The sequence below is a fragment of the Bifidobacterium pseudocatenulatum DSM 20438 = JCM 1200 = LMG 10505 genome, assembly GCF_001025215.1.
Classification (GTDB): domain Bacteria; phylum Actinomycetota; class Actinomycetes; order Actinomycetales; family Bifidobacteriaceae; genus Bifidobacterium; species Bifidobacterium pseudocatenulatum.
In genome coordinates, this window is record NZ_AP012330.1 from 201,263 (window position 1) to 226,992 (window position 25,730).

The 25,730-nt window shown below is 58.9% G+C and carries 16 protein-coding genes; 10 read left to right on the forward strand and 6 right to left on the reverse strand.

The window, feature by feature from the left end:
- Positions 1-55: 55 nt before the first annotated feature.
- The gene (gene asd, locus BBPC_RS00760) at positions 56-1,150 is read right to left on the reverse strand and encodes an aspartate-semialdehyde dehydrogenase (protein ID WP_004220298.1); all 1,095 of its coding nucleotides are present in this window, start codon (positions 1,148-1,150) and stop codon (positions 56-58) included.
- A 396-nt stretch (positions 1,151-1,546) separates the two neighbouring features.
- Between asd and BBPC_RS00765 the strand changes: the two genes are divergently transcribed.
- Positions 1,547-2,167, forward strand: a complete 621-nt coding sequence (locus BBPC_RS00765; protein ID WP_004220296.1) for a DUF5701 family protein — start codon at positions 1,547-1,549, stop codon at positions 2,165-2,167.
- Between the two features lie 100 nt (positions 2,168-2,267).
- On the opposite strand, the gene BBPC_RS00770 is transcribed toward BBPC_RS00765, so the two are convergent.
- A complete protein-coding gene (locus BBPC_RS00770; protein ID WP_004220295.1) occupies positions 2,268-3,863 on the reverse strand; it encodes a metallophosphoesterase family protein in 1,596 nt (531 codons plus the stop codon).
- A gap of 198 nt (positions 3,864-4,061) precedes the next feature.
- Here BBPC_RS00770 and leuA point away from each other — a divergent pair, with 198 nt between their 5' ends.
- Positions 4,062-5,972, forward strand: a complete 1,911-nt coding sequence (gene leuA / locus BBPC_RS00775) for a 2-isopropylmalate synthase (protein ID WP_004220294.1) — start codon at positions 4,062-4,064, stop codon at positions 5,970-5,972.
- Positions 5,973-6,115: 143 nt separating this feature from the next.
- Here the strand turns inward: leuA and BBPC_RS00780 are convergent, their stop codons facing one another.
- Entirely contained in the window at positions 6,116-7,774 is a 1,659-nt protein-coding gene (locus BBPC_RS00780) for a glycoside hydrolase family 43 protein (RefSeq protein WP_004220293.1), read from the reverse strand.
- Positions 7,771-9,357 (reverse strand): glycoside hydrolase family 43 protein, encoded by a 1,587-nt coding sequence (locus BBPC_RS00785; protein ID WP_004220290.1) that lies wholly within the window; start codon positions 9,355-9,357, stop codon positions 7,771-7,773. The genes BBPC_RS00780 and BBPC_RS00785 overlap by 4 nt, the downstream gene beginning before the upstream one ends.
- A gap of 101 nt (positions 9,358-9,458) precedes the next feature.
- Between BBPC_RS00785 and BBPC_RS00790 the strand changes: the two genes are divergently transcribed.
- From BBPC_RS00790 to BBPC_RS00820, 7 genes are all read left to right on the forward strand, one after another.
- Complete coding sequence (locus BBPC_RS00790; RefSeq protein WP_033524186.1) at positions 9,459-11,576, forward strand: family 43 glycosylhydrolase; 2,118 nt, start codon at positions 9,459-9,461, stop codon at positions 11,574-11,576.
- Positions 11,577-11,659: 83 nt separating this feature from the next.
- Positions 11,660-12,736 (forward strand): LacI family DNA-binding transcriptional regulator, encoded by a 1,077-nt coding sequence (locus BBPC_RS00795; RefSeq protein WP_004220289.1) that lies wholly within the window; start codon positions 11,660-11,662, stop codon positions 12,734-12,736.
- Positions 12,737-13,004: 268 nt separating this feature from the next.
- Complete coding sequence (locus tag BBPC_RS00800) at positions 13,005-14,021, forward strand: glycoside hydrolase family 43 protein (protein WP_004220286.1); 1,017 nt, start codon at positions 13,005-13,007, stop codon at positions 14,019-14,021.
- Between the two features lie 252 nt (positions 14,022-14,273).
- Positions 14,274-15,590, forward strand: coding sequence for an ABC transporter substrate-binding protein (locus BBPC_RS00805; RefSeq protein WP_033524187.1), 1,317 nt, complete (start codon positions 14,274-14,276; stop codon positions 15,588-15,590).
- Positions 15,591-15,740: 150 nt separating this feature from the next.
- Entirely contained in the window at positions 15,741-16,688 is a 948-nt protein-coding gene (locus BBPC_RS00810) for a carbohydrate ABC transporter permease (RefSeq protein ID WP_004220281.1), read from the forward strand.
- Positions 16,685-17,593, forward strand: coding sequence for a carbohydrate ABC transporter permease (locus BBPC_RS00815; protein WP_004220280.1), 909 nt, complete (start codon positions 16,685-16,687; stop codon positions 17,591-17,593). Before BBPC_RS00810 ends, BBPC_RS00815 begins: the two co-directional genes overlap by 4 nt.
- 213 nt (positions 17,594-17,806) lie before the next feature.
- On the forward strand, positions 17,807-20,368 hold the full coding sequence (locus BBPC_RS00820) for a beta-L-arabinofuranosidase domain-containing protein (protein ID WP_004220277.1): 2,562 nt from the start codon (positions 17,807-17,809) through the stop codon (positions 20,366-20,368).
- A gap of 213 nt (positions 20,369-20,581) precedes the next feature.
- Here BBPC_RS00820 and BBPC_RS00825 read toward each other — a convergent pair whose 3' ends face one another.
- Complete coding sequence (locus BBPC_RS00825; RefSeq protein WP_033524188.1) at positions 20,582-22,864, reverse strand: transglycosylase domain-containing protein; 2,283 nt, start codon at positions 22,862-22,864, stop codon at positions 20,582-20,584.
- Positions 22,865-23,108: 244 nt separating this feature from the next.
- On the opposite strand from BBPC_RS00825, the gene BBPC_RS00830 reads away from it, so the two are divergent.
- Positions 23,109-24,251 carry an inositol-3-phosphate synthase gene (locus BBPC_RS00830; RefSeq protein WP_004220270.1) on the forward strand — a complete coding sequence of 381 codons (1,143 nt, stop codon included), beginning with the start codon at positions 23,109-23,111 and terminating at the stop codon, positions 24,249-24,251.
- Positions 24,252-24,338: 87 nt separating this feature from the next.
- On the opposite strand, the gene glf is transcribed toward BBPC_RS00830, so the two are convergent.
- Positions 24,339-25,517, reverse strand: coding sequence for a UDP-galactopyranose mutase (gene glf / locus BBPC_RS00835; protein ID WP_004220268.1), 1,179 nt, complete (start codon positions 25,515-25,517; stop codon positions 24,339-24,341).
- Between the last annotated feature and the right edge of the window lie 213 nt (positions 25,518-25,730).

Sequence of the window (25,730 nt, forward strand, 5' to 3'; positions counted from 1 at the left end):
ACAATGTGCAATCATGCATGATCATGCGTAACTGCAGAACATATGCAGATCGTTATCACTTCTTGGTGATGTAGCCGAGTGCCTTCAGCATTTCGGCGCTTTCCAAAGCGCCGCCGGCAGCGCCGCGCAAAGTGTTGTGGGCGAGCCCCACGAACTTCCAATCGAAAATGGAATCCTCGCGCAGACGGCCGATGGAAACACCCATGCCACCCTCGTAGTCCACGTCCTTCTTGACCTGCGGGCGATCGTCGTCGGTCAGGTACTGGATGAACTGCTTCGGCGCATGCGGCAATCCAAGCTCGGAAGCCTTGCTCGTGTAGTTGATCAGGCGATCGACGAGCTCTTCCTTGGTCGGGTTCTTGCCGAAGTTGATGAACACGGTGGCGGTGTGGCCGTTGAGCACAGGCACGCGAATGCACTGCGAGGTGATCTTTAGCGGGCCGTCGAACGGCACGATCTCGCCCTTTTCCTCATCGACGTGGCCGAACACCTTCAGCGGTTCCTTCTCGGACTTCTCCTCTTCGCCGGAGATGAACGGAATGATGTTGCCCAGCATTTCCGGCCAGTCGTTGAACGTCTTGCCGGCGCCGGAGATGGCCTGATAGGTGCTCACGATAACCTCGCGCGGCTCGAATTCCTTCCAAGCGGCGAGCGCCGGGGTGTAGGCCTGGATGGAGCAGTTCGGTTTGACGGCGATGAAGCCGTGCGTGGTGCCGAGACGCTTGCGCTGGTGCTCGATCACCTCATAATGCTCCGGGTTGATCTCCGGCACGACCATCGGCACGTCCGGAGTCCAACGGTGGGCGCTGTTGTTCGATACGACCGGCGTTTCGGTTTTCGCGTATTCCTCTTCGATGGCGCGGATCTCGGCCTTCGGCATGTTCACTGCGGAGAACACGAAATCGACGTTTTTGACCACGTCTTCCACGTCGGCCACGTTCTTGACGACCATGTTCTTCACGAATTCCGGCATCAGCGTTTCCATCTTCCAGCGACCGCCGATGGCCTCTTCGTAGGTCTTGCCGGCGCTGTGCGCGGATGCGGCAAGGGTGACCAATTCGAACCACGGATGGTTTTCGAGCAGCGTGACGAAGCGCTGTCCGACCATGCCCGTAGCTCCGAGAATGCCGACCTTAATCTTTTCGGACATAACAACCTCTCGCTTATGCTGGAACGGTTTCGTATGATTTCACGCTTGAGGTCGACCAGCCGGCCCCAAACGACGTCGTGGGCGGCCACATGCGTTGTTCAATCTTACGAAATCCGCGGAACAAGCAGGTTCCCCTATCCGTATGCTGGTCTGCCCCGCTTTCCATGCGTTCCCGTGCGCTTGTTGTCGATCCGTACGATGATGCTTCGCGAAGCTTCTACCGGCATTTTGGATTTCGCGATATTCCTGGCCCCATCAGCATGTTCGTCAAATTGGTGTGATGCGGGCTGGGGTGGGCTGGCTGTCTGCACAACTCAGGAATCGGGCCGGTTTTGAGGGTTGTGCAGACGGGGATCGCTGGCTTTTTGGACGGAACGCTCGCGTACACTGGAAACCATGTCGAAGGCATCAGAAGAAGCGCAGAAGCAGTTGGACCGTATCGTGGCGTTGGGCTACCCGGATGTGGCCGATATGTCGGCCGCCGCGTTCCGTGCTTTGGCGCGCCCGCTCATCCGTGCGTTGGAGGATTCCGATTTGGGCACGCAGATTCTGTTGGTGCCTACGCGCGAGTTGGTTTCCCCGGAATCGTTGATCGCGCGTACGTCGATCAACCGTATGGCTGGTTTCACCACGATGCCGCCGCGCGATATCGCCAGTTTTCTTCCGCAGGATGGTTTCGAACCTCCGGAAGGTCCGTTTTACCTGGTGGTCGAGCCGCATACGGGAACGTGCTACATCAATCGAGAGCCCGATGTGGCGCGCAAGCTGATCGATTCCGACGAGCGTTTGCCGCTTACGTTGGAAGAGGGTCTTGCGATTGCCACGCAGCATCCGGAATGGTTGTTGGAGAAGAACGGTTTCAATTTGTTGGGATCGCGTTCCGCGGATGGTCGTGTGCCGAGTATTTGGATGAGCCAGAATGCGCCTCGATTGGGTGCGGTATGGCCGAATTCCCGTCATACTTGGCTTGGCAACGCGTTTTGCGTGTCTCGTCGCGGCGTCAGCCTGTTCCATTGATGTTCTGCTGATATTTCGCAGATTTTCCACAGATTTTCCGCATTCCACAGATTGGCGATTGTCCGACTGTTGCGACGGCCACGCCTTGCGGCGGTCGCGCCTAGCGCTTGAATAGTTTGGCGATGGCGTGGCCGGCTGCGGCGCACATTACCGATCCGATGCCCAGCAGTGTGGCGGTGACCTGCGGGCGGCGCAATTCGTTGCGGATGCCGATCAGATCGGTCACGCAATGGTCTTCGAAGAACACACGCAATTCGTTGCTGGAGTAGCGCCCGATCAAGTCGCCCCACGTGAGCATGCGCGTCACGTAGCTGACCGGATTGTTTTCGCGGAATTCGAACAGTCGAATGCCTCGCAGCCGCGATTTCGGACCATAGCATTCAAAGCCGCAGGTCGGCGCGTAGCCAAGATCAATGTCATGCACGTGCCCGACGAACGCGTTCTTGTGGTCATGCCCGCAGAACAGCGCGAAATAGCCGCCCGCATCGCGCAATGCCTGCACTTCGCCAACGTTCTCATCCGCACAGCCGATCGCCTCGCCAAGCCTCGAGCCAGGTCTGCACACGTCACGATTCAACACATAGCAATGCCCTGCGAACGTTCGCGCACCCTCCACCGCATTCGGCGTGTATGCGGGCACTTCGCGCAGGCAATCGTAGAACTCCTGCGGCGGAATATGCTGGAACGCGATCGCCGGAACCGCCAAACCGTCGCCATTGCGCTCGCCCAACTCGCGTTGCACTTGCTTCAGCCATTCGATCGCTTCCGGCGAAGGCGTGCCATAGCCGTCGGAATCGGCCAAATCCCATCCGCGCGAATTCGACGCGTATTTTGCGTAGGATGTCAGCGATTCCCGTCCTCCGGCAGCATTGCCAACAGTATTGCCGGATTTACCAGTATCTCCAACATGCTCGCAATCGTTGGAAATACCGCGATTGCCGTCAAACGCATTATCCGCATAGTCGCCGGAATTTACCATCATCACGCTCATCGCAATGCGTCCCGACCCGTCGGAAGCCTCGATCGGAATCGCAAACGTGCCTGGTTCGAGCGCCAAAGGAGACGACCCGGCAACGGGATTCATGCAACCGGAAAACTCTCGGTAGAGGTCATCCTGTTCGTCGGCGAGAATGCCGCACTGGAAATCGTGGTTGCCGTAGGTTGCCGCGAAGGGGATTCGCGCTTCCAATGCAGGTCCGAGGAATGCTGCGAACGTGTCTCGTACTTTCTGCCGCGTGCTGTCGAGTATGGTCGCGGCGGTCGCGCGATTGATGGATTGCGCCCATGATTCAAGCTTGTTGGCGGATCCGTTGCGCCCGTCGCGTTTGTTGCGTTTCACGAGTTTCGGCGAGTCGGTGCCGATGCCGTCGATCATCCAATTGTCGTCGGTCGGGGGCTGTTCGAGCAACGCTTTGGTGAAGGGATGTCGTTTGATGCCGCGGATTTTCGCTTCGATTTCGGTGACCGCGCGTATGTGTGTGCCCGGCTGCTCTCCGCGACGGCGCAGGAACGTGTCGATGTACGCGGGGTCGTATCCGCGAATCTGGTCGCCGGTGAAGACGATCAGATTGGGATGCGTTTTCTTGATGGCGGCTTCGATGAGACGGATCGTGTCTTCGCGCACGTTTGGTCCGTCCTGAATATCGGCCATCTGCAGCACACGGAAGGTGCCGTCGCTGTTGAATCGCAAGGTCATGATGCTCACTGTAATGCGGCAAATTTGGATATGAGGTGAAAAAGAGACGAAAATCGTGGTCTGTCCGTCATATGGCGGAATGCCGGCGATATATGGGATTGGTTGCCGCTACTATGGGCGGCAGTGCAGGTAGGTAACATGCATGTAACAATGTGGGCCGGCAGAAGGCTTGCCCAGCTTTACAGATAAGGAGGAGTGATGGGTCAGGATCAATCTTCAGTGTTTGATCTCGCGGCAGTCGCAGCGGCGTCCAACGGAGGGAACAACGACCCGCTGCTGCCTCCGGCGCGTTATATTGGAGCTCCGCAAAAGCCCAGCAAGATGCCGTACAACAAGTACGTCGCATACGATAAGCAGGTGCCGTTTGATTACCCGGAGCGTACGTGGCCGGGCAAGCGACTGCAGCGTGCACCGCGTTGGTGTTCCGTCGATCTTCGTGACGGCAACCAGGCCCTCGTCAACCCGATGGATTCCGAGCGCAAGCTGCGTTTCTGGAATCTGCTGGTGTCGTTGGGCTTCAAGGAGATCGAGGTCGGCTTCCCGTCGGCTTCTGAAACCGATTACGATTTCATTCGTATGCTGATCGAGCGTGAGCTCATTCCTGACGATGTTACGATCGTGGTGCTGACGCAGGCTCGCGAGCACCTGATTCGCAAGACTTACGAGTGCCTGAAGGGTGCCAAGCGCGCCGTCGTGCACTTCTATAACTCCGTGTCCGTGCTGCAGCGTGAGGTCGTGTTCCGCAAGGATAAAGCCGGCATCAAGAAGCTCGCCACCGACGCGGCCACCCTGTGCAAGGAGCTTGAGGGCGAGGCCCAGGGCATCGACCTGTATTACGAGTATTCTCCGGAATCCTTCACCGGCACCGAGCCGGAGTACGCCGTTGAGGTGTGCAATGCGGTGATCGACGTCATCAAGCCGACTCCGGAGCATCCGATGATCATCAATCTGCCGGCAACGGTGGAAATGACCACTCCGAACGTGTTCGCCGATCAGGTGGAATACGTGTCGAACAATCTGGTGCCGCGCGACGCCGTGGTGCTGTCGCTGCACCCGCACAACGATGAGGGCATGGGCGTGGCCGCCACCGAGTTGGCCGTGCTTGCCGGTGCCGATCGTGTCGAAGGCTGCCTGCTGGGCAACGGCGAGCGCACCGGCAACGTCGATCTGGTCACGCTTGGTCTGAACTTCCTCACGCAGGGCATCGATCCGCAGATCGATTATTCCAACGTTCCTGAGATTCGCAAGACGGTTGAGTACTGCAACCAGCTGAAGATTTCCGAGCGTCACCCGTATGCCGGCAATTTCGTGTTCACCGCCTTCTCCGGTTCTCACCAGGATGCCATCAAGAAGGGTCTTGAGGCTCGTCAGGTGGCCGCCGATCGTGCCGGTGCCGATTTGGACAGCTTCGTGTGGCTGGTGCCGTACCTGCCGATCGATCCGAAGGATATCGGCCGCACGTACGAGGCCATCATCCGCGTGAACTCCCAGTCCGGCAAGGGCGGCATGGCCTACCTGCTGAAGACCAACCACAATCTTGATCTGCCGAAGCGTCTGCAGGTCGAGTTCGACAAGGTTGTGCAGGCGTACGCCGATGAGACCAAGAAGGAAGTCAAGGACGAGGATATTTGGCGTCTGTTCAAGGACGAGTATCTGCCGGTCGAAGAGTCCGGCGCTACTGCGGCTGGTGCCGTGGTCGGCGACAGCAAGGACGACTCCCTCGAGCAGTGGGGCCGTCTGAAGCTGCTGAAGGTGTCGGTGTCGTCCGGTGAAGATGGTTCCGATACCGTGCTGAAGGCCAGGATTCTTGACCGTGGCGTGAACGTCGGCGTTGATGAGCCGGTGGAGCGTGAGGTTTCCGGCATGGGCAACGGCCCGCTTGCCGCTTTCCTGAACGCGCTGAGCAACTTCGGCATCGAGGCTTCCGTGATGGATTACGTGGAGCACACCATGTCCGTCGGCACCGACGCCATGGCCGCCTCCTACGTGGAATGCCAGATCGGTGAGGAAGAGGATCCGCGGATCGTGTGGGGCGTCGGCATTGACACGTCCATCGTCACCAGCTCGCTGAAGGCCATTATTTCGGCCATCAACCGTTCCGAGCGCTGATTTCCGCGGGTTTTCGGTTCTCGTAGCTGAAGGGCTTGTGATGTACTTGCGAGTACGTCACAAGCCCTTTGCTTTTTGATTTCATAGGATTCCCGAGTTTCCGGATTTTCCAGTTTTTCCGGATTATTCGGAAACTCGGAAATTCAGGATTGCGATCCCCAAATGCAGACATTGTTGCCGATTGCGGAGAACGTCATGACCGGCTTGCCGTCGATCTCGCGGGGGAGTGTTGCGAACCGTGCAATGTAGGTCACGTCGTCCAATCGGATTTCCGCGTCGCTTGCGCAACAGTTGAATCCGTTCACGGCGCCGGAAAGCGGTTTCCACGATCCGCAGGTGATCGGCCCGTCCGTCGACCTCGGCAGATTCGCGTCGGGAGTATCGAAGAAACTTACGATTTCACCCCGGGTGATCCGCCCGTCCTCATGGAACGTATATCGCGTCGGACGATTGATGCCAACGTACGTGCCATCATCCTCTTGCTTGCCGTTGAAGAACGTATGCTGATCATGCAGTACAACGTTGTAATCGCCTGTGAGATCGGCAATGCCGGTCGGCGCGACGGCAACGGAACCGCGGTATTCGTATGGTGCCGCAACCAGCCAGCCGTCGGAAGTCGGCAGTAATTCGCGTACGTGAGATTCGTAATCTTCATCATCGCCCTCGCTAAAGCGTTCCGCGAAACGGGTGTGGTAGACGAGGAACATGCGACCGTCCTTCGACCGACGAATGGCGGAATTATGCCCCTGCGAGACTTCGACATCGGCAAGTTCTGCCGGACCGCCATCCCACTGTACGGAAGACGTCAATCGAATGCCGGTGCCGCGCTCCTGATTGTCGGGAATCTCACCGTACGAAATCGCGGGATTGCCGTTCTGGTCCACGTACGGGCCAAGCAGCGATTTTGAACGGAACAGACGAATCTGATATCCGCCGGTGCGCCCAAGCCAGCCGTACGACATGAACAGATACCACCATCCGTTTTCACGAATGAAGTACGATCCTTCGCCGGAATTCCAGTAGCCTCCGGCCACTTTCACGCCGTAATAAGGATCGGAGGAATCCTTGACCAGCGGGTATCGCACGGAATAATCACGCAAGCCGGTTTCCGGATCGAGCTTGAACATCCAGATGCCGCCGAACCATGAACCGAAACTCATCCACATTTCGCCGTGTTCGCACAATGCGGGCGCCGCGTCGATGGCGTTGATGCGCGTGTCTTTGAGCGACAGGTAGCGGGTCAGGTCATATCCGACGGTGCCATCGGTTTTGGGCTCAAGTTCCAGCACTTTCGGCACGTCGGTGTTCCACAGGTTGCTCTCGTCGAAACCGGAATATACCACCGGCCCCACGTACGTCCAGTCGCCGTCCACATGGTCGGCGGTCAACAGCACGATCACCGAGCGGAACTGGTCGCCGTTCACCGACAGGTACATGCACCACTTGCCCATGGTCTCGTTCCAGATCACGTCGGGCGCCCACGTGTTGCCGAGCAGGTCGGGATTGGAATCCTGTTTCGGCCATGCCTGCCAAATATCGCCGAGCAGCGCGTACGGGTCGCGGCTCAGATTGTTATCGAACCGCTCCCAATGCACCATATCCGTGCTGCGCGCGCACCGACGATGCGTGCCGAACAGATAGTAGACACCGTTTTCCTCGACGATTGCGGGATCGTGCACGGCCACCCGACCGTTGGCGAGCGTGTGCTCGATGCCGTTGGGCGAGGTGGCCGGTGCCGCAGATAGTGGTTCTGCAGACGATTGCACTGCAGCATTCACGGTTGTTGTGCCGTTTTCACTCACTTCTGCGACCCCCAAATGCACAGATTGTTTGTGCCCAGAGCGCTGAAGGTCATGACTGCCTTGCGATCCTTGTCTCGCGGAAGCTTGTCGAACGCGCCGGAATACGTGACTTCGCCCTCGTTGCCGGTGAGCTTAAGCGTCATCTGGTTGGCGCCTTCCACGGCCTCCCAAGTGCCCGTCTGGTCGCCGGTCACGGTGCCGTCTTCCTTCAGGGTGATGTTGATGGGCTTGTTCACGCCGCGATAGACGGTGCTCGTCTTATCGGTGACCTTCTTCGGGCCCTTGAAATAGCTGGACTTGTCGTGCGTCACCATCTCGTAATCGCCGGCGATGTCGGCGGTCTTGTAGCCCTTCTTGTCGGCCTTGGTGCCCGTGTATTCGTACGGTGCGGCCACCAGCCATCCGTCGGCGGTCGGCAGCAGCTCGTGCACGCGCACCTCATGCTTTTCGCCGGAACCGGAGAAACGGGTATGGTACACGAGGTAAGCGGTGCCGTCGTCGTCAACGAACGCGGAATTGTGGCCCTGGGAGACCTCGATGTTCGCGTTGTCGTTGCCGCTCCACTGGATCGAGCTCATCAGGCGCTCGCCGATGTCGCTTTGCCAGTTGTTGCCGATGGCCTTGGTGGAAATCGCGGTGTTGCCGGCTTCGTCAACGTACGGGCCGGTGATGTCCTTGGAGCGGAACATGCGGATCTGGTAGCCACCGGTCTGCTGCAGCGCGCCGTAGGAGGCGAATAGATACCAGTAGCCGTTGTCGTGCAGCAGGTAGGAGCCTTCGCCGGAGTTGCCGAAGCCGCCGCCGAGCTTCACGCCATAGTAGGCGTCGGACTTGTTCGCTTCGGTGGGGTAGGTGGAGTTGTAGTCGCGCAGGCCGGTCGCCGAGTCGAGCTTGAACATCCACATGCCGCCGAACCAGGAGCCGAAGGTCATCCACATGTCGCCGTTGTCATCGGTTTTCACGCACGGGTCGATGGCGTTGATGCCGGTGTCGGTCTGCGAGGTGTAACGGGTGATGTCGGCATCCTCGCCAAGCACCTGCGGCACGTCGGTCTTCTTCACGTTCACGCGTTCGAAGCCGGAATAGACCACCGGGCCAACGTACGTCCAATCGCCTTCGATGTCGTCGGCGGTGAGCAACACGATCACAGAACGGTAGTTCGCGCCGTTGATCGACATGTACATGCACCACTTGCCCATGGTCTCGTTCCAGATCACGTCCGGTGCCCACATGTTGCCTTTGACGTCAGGATTGGAGGACTGCTTCGCCCAGCCGTCCCAAATGTCTTTGAAGATCTTCTCGTAGTCGGTGCTCAGATTGTTGGTGAAGGTGCTCCAGTTGATCAGATCGTCGCTTTTGAGCCAAGCGCGATGCGAGCCGAAAATATAGTATTTTCCGTTGGCTTTGACGATGGAGGGATCATGCGATTCGCCGCGCTTGATGCTGGCGGTGCTGGTTTCGGCTTTCGACGATGCGGACGATTGCTTCGTCGAATTGCCGGAGCATCCGGCGAGCGTTCCGACCAGCATGGCTGCGGCGATGATGCCTGCCGCGATCTGCTTTGCTGTTGTACGGAATTTCATTTTTCCCCTTCCTTGCGGATGACATTGATTTGTACAACGATGTAATTTCTTGTATAGTGTACAACGTTGTAAAGAAAAGTCGAATCATAAGGGGTTTCTCGATGTCGAGTTCCTACGAATTGCTGTGCTACACGCGCGAAGCTACCGGCCGTGAAAAGGCGAATAATGAGGACATCGCCTATAGCATGCACCTTGCGTTGCGTGCCGATGGGGCCGCCCAATGGGAGCCGCTCAACGAGAATTACGGTATTTTCTTCGCCGCCGGCGTGCCTATTCAGGCCGCCACCGCCGAGTCGCGCCGAGCGTGCGTCGCGGCGGCGCATTTCGTCGCCGATCCGTTCGATGAGGCGCATCCGGCCACCGATGCCGTCGCATATGGCGCGGTGATGCCGGGGATCGACATCACGTTGAAATCCCTGAAGAACCCGTATCTGTTCCGCCTTGCGGATGGCCGATTCGCGCTCGCCGCCACCCGTACCGCGCGCGGCGGCGAGCCGGATGGCTCCGAGCGATCGGCGTTCCTGTTGGCCATCAGCGACGATCTGACCTCCTTCACGCAGCTTGGACTGGTGATGCTGCGTACCGGCGGTGGCGTCAATCGTCCGTCTGTCGCATTCGACGCGGACGCCTCCCGTTATGTGATTTCCTGGACGTCGAACGACGGCAAATCGTATGTCGCGACCGTTGCCGATATTGTCGCCGTGGCCGAATCCGGCGAGCCGATCGATATTGCGGAAGCTGTGGTAACGGCGGAATCAAGCCGTTCCTGCGATTGCAATATTCCCAATGCCATTCCTGGCAACGTGATTGCCGTCACTGAAGAAGAAGCGTCGAAACTGATCGAACGATTCGGTCGTATTTACAACGTTGAAACATCGGTGGCGACGCAGCATATCGACATGGCGGCAAGCAGGGAAGCGTCCCGTGAAGCCGTGCAGGCACTCGCCAAGGTCCGCGCCGATCTCGTCTACAGCGACGGTTCCGGTGCCACCCGTGCCGTGGATTGGAACAAAGACGAACTTGAGGCGATTGCGCAGGACGCCGCCGAAGGCAAGTTCCAGCCGGGCGACACGCGCACGGTGAGCGGCCGCATCCGCCAAACCGTATACCCGGTGCCATTTGCCGTGGAGCGTGCGGACCCGTCGGTGTTCGCTTGGAATTTCAACGGCAAGCCGATGTTCATGTTCATCGCCACCGACGATACCGACGGCAACTGCGTCGATCCGAACGATGGCGCCACGCATATGCCGTTGCGCATCGCCGACTCCATCGAAGCGCTTTCCGACGCGGCGGGCGGCCGTGCCAAGGAAATCGATCTGCTCAAATGCGGTGATTACAACGCTGAAGGACGCGCCATGACCGGCTGCTTCTGGGCGCCGGAACTGCATGTCATCGATGGAAAACTGTCGGTGCTCTTCATGCCATGCTTCGATGGGCCGGCCACCAATCCAGACGGCACGCCCAACGATCGCGCAGGCAAGCCGGACATGTGGACGGGCAGCTGCCATATCATGCAGCTCAAGCAGCATTCCGACGGCACGGATTTCGATCCGCGCGAACCCGAAAACTGGACGGTGCCGAAGCCGATTCTCACACCGACCGGCGGCGTGCTCAATCCCATCCAACGTATCTCGCTCGACATGACCGTCATCAGCGATTCCGGCCGCTGGTATTACGCGTGGCAGCAGGTCGGCAGCATTTGGATCGCCAGCTTCGATCCGGCCCGTCCGGAACGGCTCACCTGCGAGCCGAAGCAGGTCGTTGTGCCGGAATTCGCCTGGGACAACATGATCGCCGAAGGCCCGAACGCCATCGTGCATGACGGCACGATCTATCTGATCTATTCCGGCTCGCTGGTCGGTATCGACTACACCACCGGTCTGGTCACCGCTCCGGCTGGGCAGAACGCCGACCTGACCGATCCGAACGTGTGGACGAAGCTCGACTATCCGCTGCAGAAATCCGGAGTATACAACGGGCAGTGGCAGCTCGGCACCGGCCATGGCATGTGGTCCAACGACGAGGACGGCAATCTCATCTATGTATTTCACAATGCGGAATACGAGAATGGACGGTATGGCGGCCGCGACGCCCAGGTGCGCCGCGTGCACTGGTCCAAGGAGGGTATGCCGATACTGGACATGCAGGCGGCGGAAGAGCTCAATCCGGACTATGCTGATATAACGATGAAAATCGTGGTTTCCGGCAATAAAGGCTGATTTCGTTGGCTTCAGCGCCGCAAGGGGCGAAAGCCGGTGTTGGGTCCGAATGTATGAGACGTTTTTGGTGAAAAGGGGTTGACATGCCGAAGCAGAATGGCGCCAACGGCGAGCACGTGGTGACCATGCGCGAGGTCGCGAAGGCGGCCGGCGTATCGATCAAAACGGTGTCCAATGTGGTCAACGACTACGAGTTCGTGTCGCAGGCCACGCGAGACAAGGTCAACAAGGCCATCGACGAGCTCGGCTACACGCTGAACGTGTCCGCGCGCAATCTGCGCAGGGGGCAGACCGGCATCATCGGCCTCGCCGTTCCCGATCTGCAGATGCCGTACTTCGCGCAGCTTTCGTCGCTGGTCATCGAAGAGGCCAAGAAGCTGGGCCTGCGCGTGATCGTCGAGCCGACGCAATACTCGCGCGAAGGCGAGATTGAGGCGTTGCACGGCTCCCAGCAGACGATGATCGACGGCCTGATCTACAGTCCATTGGAACTTGATCAGGATGATGTCGACCAATTGGATGTGGACTATCCGCTGGTGCTTGTCGGCGAACGCATCTTCACCGACAAGGTGGACCATATCGCCACGGAAAACGTGGAAGGTGCCAAGCGCGCCACGTCGTATCTGCTGCAGACCGGCTGCAAGCGCGTGGCCGTGGTCGGCGTGCATCCGGGCGAGAAGGTCGGCTCCGCCGCGCTGCGCTATCAGGGCTACCTTGAGGCGTTGGAGGAGGCCGGCGTCGAATTCGACGAGCGTTTGGTGGTCGAGTCGGGCATGTGGCATCGTAGCGATGGCGTGCGCGTGATGAACGCGCTGCTTGATTCCGGCGTGGTTCCCGACGGCGTCGTCGCGCTGAACGACATGCTCGCCTCCGGTGTGATGCATGCGATCCAGATGCACAATCTGCGCATTCCCGAAGATATTTCGGTGATCGGTTTTGATAATTCCGACGATTCGCAGTATTTGTCTCCTGCGTTGACGTCGATTGCTCCCGGTCTTGAGGCGGTGGCGCGTCTGTCGGTGAAATTGCTGAAGGATCGTATCGACGGGGTTTCGCCGTCGAAGGATCTCAAGCCGGAGCAGAAGGTGTTCCGCAAGGTTTCGTCGTCGTTGGTGGTGCGTCAGTCCACCAAGCTGCCCACGAATTCCTTGGTGGTGTGATCTTCCTTCCTTCTTTTTCTTCTTCTTTTGGAAGGAAGGAAGTGATTGGTGCCTCGGCGCTTGCGTCCGGTTTTTTACGGATTGCCGGTGCCGAGGTTTTTGTTTTCCCTTTCTGGCGATTGTCTGTTGCCGGGTACTGCGATTCGATTCTTCCGAGGAGTCGGATGCGAGAAACACGCGGTGCGTTCCTCCGATTTGTTACAACGTTGTAATAGTGATATATTCAACGTTGTAAATTACTGGAACAGCGGATTGAAAAGGAATAGACATGGCTGTTTACAACAATCCGATCGTGCTTCAGCGCGCAGATCCTTGGGTCCTCAAAGTTGACGGCGAGTACTACTTCACTGGCTCCGACCCGGAATACAACTGCATCGCCATTCGTCACGCATCGAATATCAACGACCTGCAGAAGGCCCCCGAAACGGTGGTGTGGCGCAAGCATGAATCCGGCCCCGCGAGCATCTATATTTGGGCGCCGGAACTGCACCGCATCAACGGCGCTTGGTACATCTACTTCGCAGGCGCCGCAACGGATTTCGAGGCTTCCGGACTGCCGACGCATCGTATGTTTGTGCTGGAGAACACCGATGACGACCCCACCACCGACAACTGGGTGGAGAAGGGCCAGATCGTCACTCCGATCGACTCCTTCGCGCTCGACGCCACCACCGAGGTGATCGACGGCGTGCAGTACCTGGTGTGGGCTCAGAAAGATCCCGCGATCGAAGGCAATTCCAACCTGTACATCGCCAAGATGGCAAACCCGTGGACGCTGGAAAGCGAGCCGGTCATGCTCACCAAGCCGGAATATGACTGGGAATGCATCGACTTCCTCGTCAACGAAGGTCCGGCCTTCCTGTTCCACGAGAACAAGATCTACATCACGTATTCCGCCTCCGGAACCGGTGTGCCGTATGCCGTTGGCCTGCTCACCGCCGAGCGCGGCAGCGACCTGCTGAACAAGGATTCCTGGACCAAGAGCCCGGTGCCGGTGTTCAAGACCTGCGCCGAAAACGGCCAGTACGGCCCCGGCCACAACTCGTTCACCAAGTCCGAGGACGATTCCGAAGACCTGATGATCTACCATTGCCGCAACTACACGGAAATCAAGGGCGATCCGCTGTTCGACCCGAATCGTCATGCCCGTGTCGGCGTGGTCAAGTGGACGGAGAACGGCCCCGACTTCGGCGTGCCGGAACCCGACAATCTGTGGACTCCGGACACGACGGATGTGTTGCCGGCCGACGGCGGCGCTCTTGCGGGAACCCCGGCCGCGAAATGACTGTGGTGATCGCAAGAAACGTTGCGATTCCAACAAAACGAATAATTGAAGATCATAAAGAAAACAGCTTTTCCATCGGCGTGTTTCCGATTTGTACAACGATGGAAAAAGCTGTATAATCAGAATTACAACGTTGCAAACGGCAGTGCAGCTGACGAAGCGTGAACGACATCGCAAACAAGGTTGTTGATGAATGTCACTGCAACGGTTGGAGGAAATGTCTTGGGAGACCAAGAGGAAAAGGAGAAATCCATGAAGATCAAGAAGAGCACCAAGGCTCTCGCGGCCGCGGCCTCCTTGGCCATGATGGCCACCGTCGGCCTGTCCGCCTGCGGCGGCAGCAGCAACGACGCCGAGACGACCGCTGACGGCAAGGTCAAGATCACGATGTGGCACGGCTTCTCTGAGGCCGATGGCAAGACCCTCGAGTCCATCGTCGACGACTTCAACAAGTCCCAGGACAAGTACGAGATCGACGCCCAGCTGCAGCCGTGGAGCACCATCGGCGAGACCATGGTGACCAAGGTCACCTCCGGCGACGGCCCGGACTTCGTGACCACCGGCGCCGACAATGGCCAAGGCTGGTCCATCGACGGCACCTTCCAGTGCGTCACCGATTTCTATGACGACAAGGACAGCGGCACCGATGAGTACATCGAGAACGTCGTTGACCAGATCACCTTCAACATCGACGGTTCCGAAGAGAAGTGCGGCGTCCCGATGGGCTACGCGCCGACCGCCGTGTGGTACAACACCGACATGTGGAAGGCTGCCGGCCTGACCGACGCCGACTACCCGCAGACCTGGGATGAGCTGCTCGAAGTCGCTAAGAAGCTCACCAAGTCCGATGGCTCCCAGTACGGCATCGCTTTGCCGGATCTCGGCTGGGCTCCGTTCCTGAAGGGCAACGGCTCCGGCATCTACACCACCGATGGCAAGGTCTCCATCAACACCAAGGAGAACAAGGCCTTCCTCGAGAAGATGCGTGACTTCTACAAGGGCGGCTACTCCGTGTCCGGCATGGATGAGACCGCTGCTCGTGAATCCTTCGAATCCGGCCAGTCCGCAATGGTGATCGTCGGACCGTGGGAGGATCAGGCCTCCACCGACAAGGGCATCAACCACGACCTGTTCCCGGTTCCGAACGGCGACGGCACCTATGTGTACCCGGACGGCACCAAGGGTTCCAACACCGGCTCCACCGGTCTGTACTGGTGGGTCACCTCCCAGGTTGGCGACTCCGCTAAGAAGCAGGGCATCTACGACTTCTTCAAGTTCTACAACAACCACGACAACCAGGTGACCTGGTCCCTCGGTTCCGCCTATCCGCCGAACAACACCACCGTCACCGCCGATGAGCTCTCCGAGCGTCCGCTGATCGCCAAGATCGGTGAGAACACCAGCAAGTCCTTCATCGGTATCGCAGGCCTCAAGGGCGGCTTCGGCGACATCGCCGCCTCCGTCGACACCCTGACCTCCAACACCGCCCGCACCGACGACGACATCCAGAGCCTGCTGGACGACGCCGAATCCCAGATCCAGGGCTACCTCGACGAGTACGCCGAGTAAGCGAAGCGGGATTCACCTACAATCAACATAAGTGAGCGGGCCTGACCCGCTCACCACCCCAGCAAAAGGCCACGGTGCTGGCCCTCACGCCAGCGACGTGGCCTTTTGCTGTATTAAAAACACATCCCTGGTGGCATTAAGGAGGAGATAATGGCACAAGCAACTGCCGCCCCAGGATCCGCGCATTCCGCAGTGGCCAAGGAGAACAAGAAGGCGATTCAGGCCCGCAACCTGCGCACCGGCCTGCTGTTCACCGCACCGGCCCTCATCGTTCTCGCAATCTTCGTTTTCTATCCGGCAATCAAGACGTTCATCACGTCTCTGACTTCCGACCGCATCAACCGCGCCGGCAAGTTCGTCGGCTTCGACAACTACGTCAAGCTGTTCCAAAGCGCCGACTTCTGGACCGACGTCAAGAACACCCTCGTCTACGCAGTGGCCTACGCTCCGATCGTCGTGATCGTCGCACTCGCGTTCGCACTGCTGCTCAACCGCAAGGACCTCAAGTTCGTCGGATTCTTCCGTACCTGCATGTTCCTGCCGTTCGTCATCTCCCTGACCGTCGCCGCCATCGCATGGCAGTTCATCCTCTCCCCGTCGCTAGGCCTGGTTCCGTACTGGATCCAGCAGCTGACCGGCATCGCGCACGTCGATCTGCTCGGCACCCGCGAAACCGCCATGGCGGCCATCGTCTTCATCACCGTGTGGAAAAACTTCGGCTACTTCATGGTCATCTTCCTCGCAGGTCTGCAGGGCATCTCCGCCGAACTGTATGAGGCCGCTTCCCTCGACGGCGCCTCCGCATGGCAGAAGTTCCGTTACATCACCCTTCCGGCGCTGCGCCCGACCTTCAACTATGTGGTCATCTTCGGCCTCATCGGTTCCTTCCAGGTCTTCGATCAGGTCTTCATCCTGACCTCCGGCGGCCCGGCACGCGCCACCGAAACCATCGTGTACCGCATCTACACCGAGGCATTCGGCAACGGCAAGCTCGGTTACGCATCCGCACTGTCGTACGTGCTGCTGATCATGACGCTCATCGTGGGCCTCATCCAGCTGTACACCAACAACAAGCATGAGAAGGAGGAAATCGCATGAGCACCGCGACTCTTTCCGCACAAGAGCAAGAGAATGCCCGCATCAACGCCGAAAACGAGCGTCTTCGCAAGCAGGCGACCCGCAAGCGTCGCATCGGCCTGGGCTTCAGCTACTTCGCACTGATCCTCATCACCATCCTGATGATCTTCCCGCTGCTGATCGTCGTGCTGGTGTCGTTCACCCCGAACGCCATCACGCAGACCTGGCCGCCGAAGCTCATTCCGAGCCAGTTCACCCTTGAAAACTACCAGTCGCTGTTCAAACGTCTGCCGATCGGCCGAGAAATGCTCAACACCGTCATCTTCGCCGGTGCCGTGACCATCATCTCCGTGTTCTTCGACTCCCTGGCCGCCTACGGCCTGTCCCGTGTGAACTTCAAGGGCCGTGGCCTGCTGCTCGGCGTGCTGATCGCCACCATGATGATCCCGGGCATGGCCCTGCTCATCCCGGTGTACAAGCTGCTCGCCAACATGGGCCTCATCAACAGCTACTGGGGCATCATCATCCCGCGTATGGCCGACGTCGGCGGCATCTTCCTGCTGCGCCAGTTCTTCATCTCCATTCCGAAGGACCTCGACAACGCGGCCCGCATCGATGGCGCAGGCGAATTCCGCATCTTCGCGCAGATCATCCTGCCGAACGCGGTGCCGGCCATCCTCACCGTGGGCATGTTCAACTTCATGGGCAACTGGAACGACCTGCTCTGGCCGTTGATCATGACTTCCAAGCCGGAGACCCGCACCATCACCGCAGGCCTCGCAATGCTGACCGGCCACGGTTCCTCCGTCACCCCGTACGGCGTGGTGATGGCAGGCGCCCTGATCTCCGCACTGCCGCTGCTGGTGGTCTTCTTCTTGGTGCAGAAGCGCTTCGTCGAAGGCATCGCCATGACCGGCATGAAGTAAAGCCCAACTTCATCGCCTGATCAAACAATCCGTAATTGAAAATCCATAATTGAACCTTGTTTTCCTTCCTTCGATAACCGCACCGTTTGGTGCATAGAACAAGGCCGTCGGCGTGGCTCCTCCCCACGGTGGCGGCCTTGTTCTGTATTCTCGTAAAAAACGTTTGTACACGTATTCGATACACGTATGTAGACGACGCAAAGGAGCGCGCATATGACTTCGCATATTCTCGAACGGGTCCCTCTACAGCAGGTGAGGCTACTGCCAGGAGAACATTTTGACGCTCAACAGGCCGGCGCGCGGTACCTGCTTGATCTCGACGTCGATCGCCTGCTATATCCCTTCCGCAGGGAGGCGGGACTGCCGCAGCCGACCGATGCCGACGGCAATCCGGTAACGTCGTACCCGAATTGGGAGGAAACGGGGCTTGACGGCCATATCGCAGGGCATTATCTGTCGGCTTGCGTCGGATTCGCGCAAGTCGCAGACGATCCGCAACCGTTCATCGACCGCGCCGCCACCGTGGTGCGGTCATGGCATGAATGCCAGCAGTCGTTTGCCGGCGATGCTGTGATGCGCGGGTATGTGGGTGGTGTGCCTGATTCCCGCACCGTGTTCGGGCGCCTTGCCGCAGGCGATGTTGAATCGCAGAATTTCTCGATGAACGACGCATGGGTGCCCATGTACAACGTTCACAAAACGTTCGCCGGTTTGTTGGATACATGGGCCGATTTTGCTTCTATCGATGAACAGACTTCGCAGCTGGCACGTACCGTCGTGCTTGATCTGGCCGATTGGTGGTGCCGTATCGCCGAGCCGCTGGACGACGAGACCTTCGACAGGATTCTGGTGAGCGAATTCGGCGGCATGTGCGAATCGTTCGCCGAACTGTACGCGCGTACCGGCGAGGAGCGCTACCATGTGATGGCCGACCGCTTCAAAGACCACGCCATCTTCGACCCGCTGGCGCAAGGCGAGGATGTGCTCACCGGCATGCACGCCAACACGCAGATTCCCAAAGTGCTTGGATGGGAACGTTTGGGCGCGATTTGCAACGATGAACAGGCCGACGCCGCCACTAACACCTTCTGGGATTCCGTGGTACATCACCGTTCCGTAAGCATCGGCGCGCATTCCGTGTCCGAGCATTTCCACCCGACGGACGATTTTTCATCCATGATCGAATCGCGAGAAGGCCCGGAAACCTGCAATTCGTACAACATGTCGAAACTTGCGGAACGACTGTGGCTGCGTTCCGGCAGCGCCGACTATATCAACTTCTACGAGCGGGTGCTGGAAAATCACCTGCTGTCCACCATCAATCCGAAGCAGCCGGGATTCGTGTATTTCACGCCGATGCGATCGCAGCATTATCGTGCCTATTCCACACCTCAGGAATGCTTCTGGTGTTGCGTCGGTTCGGGATTGGAGAATCACGCCCGATATGGACGATTGATTTACGCGCTGCAGCGGCCGGCTGCGCAGGATTCGGCTGATTCGGCTGCTGCTGGTTTTGCCAGTTCTGCCGCCGAGACGGGCAATACCGTTTCAAACAATGCCGAGGCGGAAGCTACGCGCCTGCTGGTCAATCTGTACATCGATTCCACCTTCGACTGCCCGGAGCAGGGTCTGCGCATCACGCAGCGCGCCGCTCGCATTGAGGATGGCGTCGATTACACGGTGACGTTCACATTGGAATCCACGGCCGAGCATGTTCCCGATACTCCCGGTGGTTTGCGGGAAACCACGCTGTTTCTGCGCCGTCCGTGGTGGGCGGAGCATTACGGCGTGATGGAAGCCACCTGCGCCGTCTGCACGCTTGATCCGGCACGCACCAACGATATTCCCGAAGGATATCTGCCGTTGCGTCTGCGCTGGAACGGCGTTGCGGAAGTGGTGATGCGGTTGCGGCCGCGGATCACCGTCGAGCGTATGCCGGACGGTTCGCCTTGGGTCAGTTTCATGAAGGGGCCGAAGGTGATGGCGCTGGCTTCGGATAGCGACGATATGGACGGCGAATTCGCGGACGCCGGCCGTATGAGTCATATTGCCACCGGTCCGTTGCGTCCGCTCATATCCATGCCGATCATCAACGGCAATCCGGTCAAGGCGTGCGCGCAGGTTTCCAGACCGTACGTGCATGGCCTCACCGTTGCCGCGACGGACGTTTCCGGCCGTACCATGCTGTTCGACATGCATGAGTTCAGCAGTATGCATGGCTGCCGGTATTCCGTGTATCTGCCGGTTGCCGACGATGGCAACGTGTGTGCGTTGCGCGCGCAACTGGCCGATATCGATGCGCGTCAGGCCGCTAGCGAGCAGACCGTTGTCGACACCATCGCATGCGGTCAGCAGCAATCGGAAATCGATCATCGGTATTCGGGCGATAACGACATGATGGGTGCCGACGGCACGTTGCATTGGCGTCGCGCGTTGGCTGGTGGCGAATTCCAGTATGCGATGCGCGGGCGTGGTCAGGCGCATCGTTTGGAAATCGAGGTGATTGCCGATTCCGCGGAAAGCGACGGTGAAAACACGGCGTATGAAGTGATGCTCGACGGCCTGCCATTGCAGCGCGGCGAACATCGTCGTATCGATGGCGATCCCACGGCAATCGACGTGTATCCGCTGCCGGATGCCGCAGAAACTGCGGAAACCGCAGAAAATATTGAGAATACCGGAGAAAACGACAATGCTGACGACGCTGCGATCGTACGCATCTCGGCTTCGGCGCATGACGGCGCGAAAATCACCGCCCTACGATTGCATAAGTAGGATTGCAGCGATGAAAATCGCGATATGGCAGACGATTGACCGTCCGGGGGCGTCTGCCATGGCGATCCGGTGATTGGAGGATGCTGATACGCATTGTGGCGGCAACGATGGTATTCGTTGCCGCCACAATGTTTTTGCGGTTGCTGTTCCGGCTGGCGTCGGTTGCCGTCAATGAGCGGGTGCCTTGCCTGCCGCCAACGGTTGTTGCGACGGTTATTGGGCTCCGTTCGACTGGTCGTCTCCGGAGTTGTCGCCACTGCTGTTACCGCCGTTGCCGCCGTCTCCGGAGCTGTCTCCGCCGTTATTGCCGCTGTCTCCGTCGTCTCCGGAGTTGCCGCCGTCACCGTTTCCAGCGCTGTTCTGATCGCTGTTTTGCGTAGGATCGGGTGTGGTCTGCTCGGTGTTCTCTTCGGCCTTCGGCATCTCCTGATTCTGCCGTGTCTCGGTCTTCTGCGCGCCGGTGCCCCATGTGCCGTCCGGGCCGCCGATCTTGCCGTTGTCGGTCGGTTCGGTGAAGGTCAGCACCTCCTGATTCTGCAATGCGAGCGACATGAACTCCTCGAACAGATGCGACGGGTAGCCCGTGGAGGAAACGCCATAGCCTGCGAACGATGGCACTTCCTGCGCGCTGCCGTCTTCCGCAGGATTCCAAATGGCCCACACATTGAGCAGCTGCGGCGTGTAGCCCACGAACGAAGCGGCCTTCTCGTCGTTTGCGGTACCGGACTTACCGGCCACCTGGCGTCCGAGACGTGTCGAAACGCCAGCCGCGGTGCCATACGTGGTGGTGCCCTGCATGGCCTTCTGTACCAGATGGCAATCGTTCGCATCGAACACCTGCTGGTTCTCCTGCGCCGTCTTGTACAGTTCCTTCGAACCGTCGGACGTGAGCACCGTGTCGACGATGTGCAGCGTGTTCTTCACGCCATCATTCGCAATGGTGGAGTGGCCTTGCGCCAGATCCCACACGGTAATGCCGTTGATGCCCAGAATGTTGTAGGTGGTGTCTTCGGCGATGTCTTCCTCAATGCCCGCCTGATGCGCGATCTTGGCGAGATTCGCGGCGCCGAGGTGCTTGTTGACCTCCATGAACACCGTGTTCACCGAATTCGCGGTCGCCTGATAGAGGTTGATATACCCGTAATTGGTGTTCAACGCGTTCGGCACCTGCGCGGTGGTTCCCGGCGTCGTTTCAAACGTCAGGCCAGAATTGCCGTTGAAGATGGTGTTGAAATTCACACCCTCCTGCGCGGCTCCCAGCAAGCCGAACGGCTTCATGGTGGAACCCGGTTCGAACGTGGCCTGCGTGGCGTTGTTGAGCTGCTTGGTGAGGTAATCGTTGCCCGCATACATGGCTTTCACGGAACCGGTTTTCGGATCGACCGCAATGCCGCCCACCTGAATGCTTTCCGGCATGCCCTCCGGTCGGGTGTCGCCGACCTGCTGAATCTCGTCCTGCATGCCCTTGTCGAGCGTGGTGACGATCTTGTAGCCGCCGGTTTCCAGATCATCGGCGGTGAACGCCTTGGAATTGACCAGTTCGTTCTTCACCGTGGTCAGCAGATACCCGTTCGCGCCGGCCATCTGGTTGCTCTGCTGTATTTCCGCCACGGCAGGGAACTGCGCTTCCTTCTTCTCCTGGGCGGTGATGTAGCCGTCTTCCTTCATGATGCTGAGCACGCGGTCGTATCGCTTTTCGGCCTGTTCCTGATTGACGGCCGGATCCCATGAGCTCGGCGCCGGAATGATACCGGCCAACATGGCGGATTCCGACAAGGTCAGATCGCTGGCGTTCTTGTTGAAATACGCCTTCGCCGCCGCCTGAATGCCATACGCGCCACGACCAAGATAAATCGTGTTCATGTAATTGCACAGCACCTGGCTCTTATCTTGTGCCTGCGCGATCTTGATGGCCAGGAACGCTTCTCTCAGCTTGCCGGAATACGACGTGGTTTCGCCCAAATAGTAGCGTTCCGCATACTGTTGGGTGATGGTCGAACCGCCCTGACGGCTGCCTGTGGTCAGATTCGTATACAGCGCTCGCGCGATGCCATACAGATCGATGCCCTTGTTGGTGTAGAAGGAACGGTCTTCCGACGCGACGATGGCATTGCCCACGTAATCCGGCAATACCGCGCAATCGATGATTTCGCGGTTCTGTTCCGCGTAGCTGCCAATTTCCGTAGTGCCGTCGGAATAGTAGACGGTGGTTTTTTCGGCGAGGGCGAACTTTTCCGGTTCGGGGATTTCCGTGGTGATATACATGTAGGCGAACAGGCCGATACCTGCCGCGAGCAGCGCTGCGAAGATGCCGAGTACCCACTTCAGCACGAGATGCTTGCGCTTGTTCTGCTTTTTCTTAGGTCCGTTGGCGCGGTGCGATCCGTGGTTCTGCGGCTTGGGCGCGCTATGGGATGCGTTGCTGCGATTGCTGCCGGCGCCGCCGCTGCGGGCGCTTCTTGAGCGTGAGCTTACGCTTCGTGTGTGTGAAACCATAGGTTCCACCGTAGCTGATTGACTTGAGAAATCAGGTGGAAATAGGTGCGTTTGCCTTGGCGGGGGCATTTTTTGCGCAGCTCTTTTACAAATCGACAGTTTGCAGGACGTTGCCTCAATATCGGCTGATTTTCAGGGTTTTATCAGTTTTTCAGGTGCCTTTTCGCTGTTTCGCAGGTATGCTTGAAATTTGGTACCTGTGAAACGCATATATGCATATATATAACAGAGGAGTCGTTTACAGATGAGCATTCGTGTAGCTATCGCTGGCGTTGGCAATTGCGCTTCTTCGCTGGTGCAGGGCGTTGAATACTACAAAGACACGAAGGACGAGGATAAGATTCCCGGTCTGATGCACAACAATTTCGGCGGATATCGCGTGCGTGACATTGAATTCGTCGCCGCATTCGATGTGGACGCGCTGAAGGTCGGCAAGGATCTGTCTGAAGCCATCGAAGCGTCGCAGAACAACACGATCAAATTCGCCGACGTGCCGAATCTGGGCGTCGAAGTGCTGCGCGGCCCGACCAACGATGGTCTGGGTGAATACTATCGCCAGATGATCGAAGAGTCCGACGCCGAGCCGGTCGACGTGGCCCAGGTGCTGCGCGACAAGAAGGTCGACGTGCTCGTTTCCTACCTGCCGGTCGGTTCCGAGCAGGCCGACAAGGCATACGCCCAGGCCGCCATGGACGCCGGATGCGCGTTCGTGAACTGCCTGCCGGTGTTCATCGCATCCGATCCGGAATGGGCTCAGAAGTTCCGTGACGCCGGTGTGCCGATCGTCGGCGACGATATCAAGTCCCAGGTCGGCGCCACCATCACGCACCGCGTGCTCGCCCGTCTGTTCGAGGATCGTGGCGTGCGTCTGGACCGCACGTACCAGCTCAACGTGGGCGGCAACATGGACTTCATGAACATGCTGCAGCGCTCGCGCCTGGAATCCAAGAAGATTTCCAAGACCCGCGCCGTCACTTCCGTGGTGCCGCACGATATGGATCCGCATAACGTGCATATCGGTCCGTCCGATTACGTGGCATGGCTTGACGACCGCAAGTTCGCGTTCGTGCGTCTTGAAGGCACTACGTTCGGCGATGTGCCTCTGAGCTTGGAATACAAGCTGCAGGTGTGGGATTCCCCGAATTCCGCCGGTATTGTGATCGATGCCGTGCGTGCCGCCAAGATCGCGCTCGACCGTCATCTGGCCGGCCCGATTCTGGCTCCGAGCTCCTATTTCATGAAGTCGCCGGCCGTGCAGCACGAGGATGGCGAGGCCCGCCGCTTGGTGGAGGAGTTCATCAAGGGCGAGGTCGAAGGCAGCGAAGAGCAGCTTGACGCCGATGTCGCCGCCGCCAAGGCAGCTGGTAAGGATGTGTGGCGTGCCTGATTTTTGGTTCGTCTGATATGAGGAATCCCCAATCTACCGTCGGTGGATTGGGGATTTTTAATTACGATTTGGAAACGATGCGTATCGTCACTTCTTGAGGAGGGGTTCGACCTGTTCCTCGTACGCGGTCAACGCGGTGTCGATCACGTTGTGCATGTCGTAGTACTTGTACGTGCCCAGACGGCCGCCGAACACCGTCTTCGGCTCGGCCTTCGCGAGCTCCTCGTACCTCGCGTACAGCGCCTTGTCGGCCTCGGTGTTGATCGGATAGTACGGCTCGTCGCCGCGCTCGGCGAAACGGCTGTACTCCTCCCACACCACGGTCCTGTCGGGATTCTGCGAGGCGGCGCGTTCCGGATTGAAGTTCTTGAACTCGATCGCGCGCGTGTACGGCACGTCCGCGTCGGAGAAGTTCATCACCGGGCAGCCGAAATGGTCGCCCTCGTCGTAGCGGACCTCCTTGAAGTCGACCGTGCGCCACTTGAGCTCGCCCAGCGAGTAGTCGAAGTAGCGGTCCACCGGACCCGTGTACACCACCGGCACGCCGGCCGCGGCCAAAGCCTTCCTGTTGTACGGCTGGGACTCGTCGAAGAAGTCGGTCTCCAGGGTCACATGGATGCGCGGATCGTCGATCATGCGCTCCATCCACGCGGTGTAGCCGTCGGCCGGCAGGCCCTCCCACGTGTCCTTGAAATAGCGGTTGTCGTAGTTGAAGCGTACCGGCAGGCGGTTGATGATGCCCGCGGGCAGGTCCTTCGGGTCGGTCTGCCACTGCTTGCCCGTGTAGTTCTTGATGAACGCCTCGTACAGGGGGCGGCCGATCAGCGAAATGCCCTTGTCGTTGAGGTTCTGGGGATCCTTGCCGGCCAGCTCGCCGGCCTGCTCGGCCACGAGCGCCTTGGCTTCGGCGGGCGTGTAGTGCGCGCGGAAGAACTGGTTGATGGTGCCCAGGTTGATCGGCAGGGGGTAGACCTCGCCGTCGTGCGTGGCATACACGCGGTGCACGTAGTCGGTGAACGAGGTGAACCTGTTCACATAGTCCCACACGCGCTTGTTGGACGTGTGGAACAGGTGCGCGCCGTACTTGTGGATCTCCGCGCCGGTCTCCTCGTCCATGTAGCTGTACGCGTTGCCGCCGATGTGGTCGCGCACGTCGATGATCTCCACGCGCACGCCGAGCCTCTCCACGGCCTGCTGGGCCACGGTCAGGCCGAACAGGCCCGCGCCCACGACCACCAGATCGGGATATTCCACCGCTTCAGTCATAAGAACAACCTTCCGAACTTAAAACAAACACACAATATTCGTGTGCGATTCCTCATCAAGCATACCCGTCCGCCCTCCTTAACGCGGGGCGCACATGGGGAAGCGGCATTTTGACGTTTGATTTCCCTGTGTCGCTGATCGTGGGGCTGACTGCTCCACGGATCATGGCATGGTCTGTGTGGTTCGTGCGAGGTCTGTGGCGCGGGTTGTGCT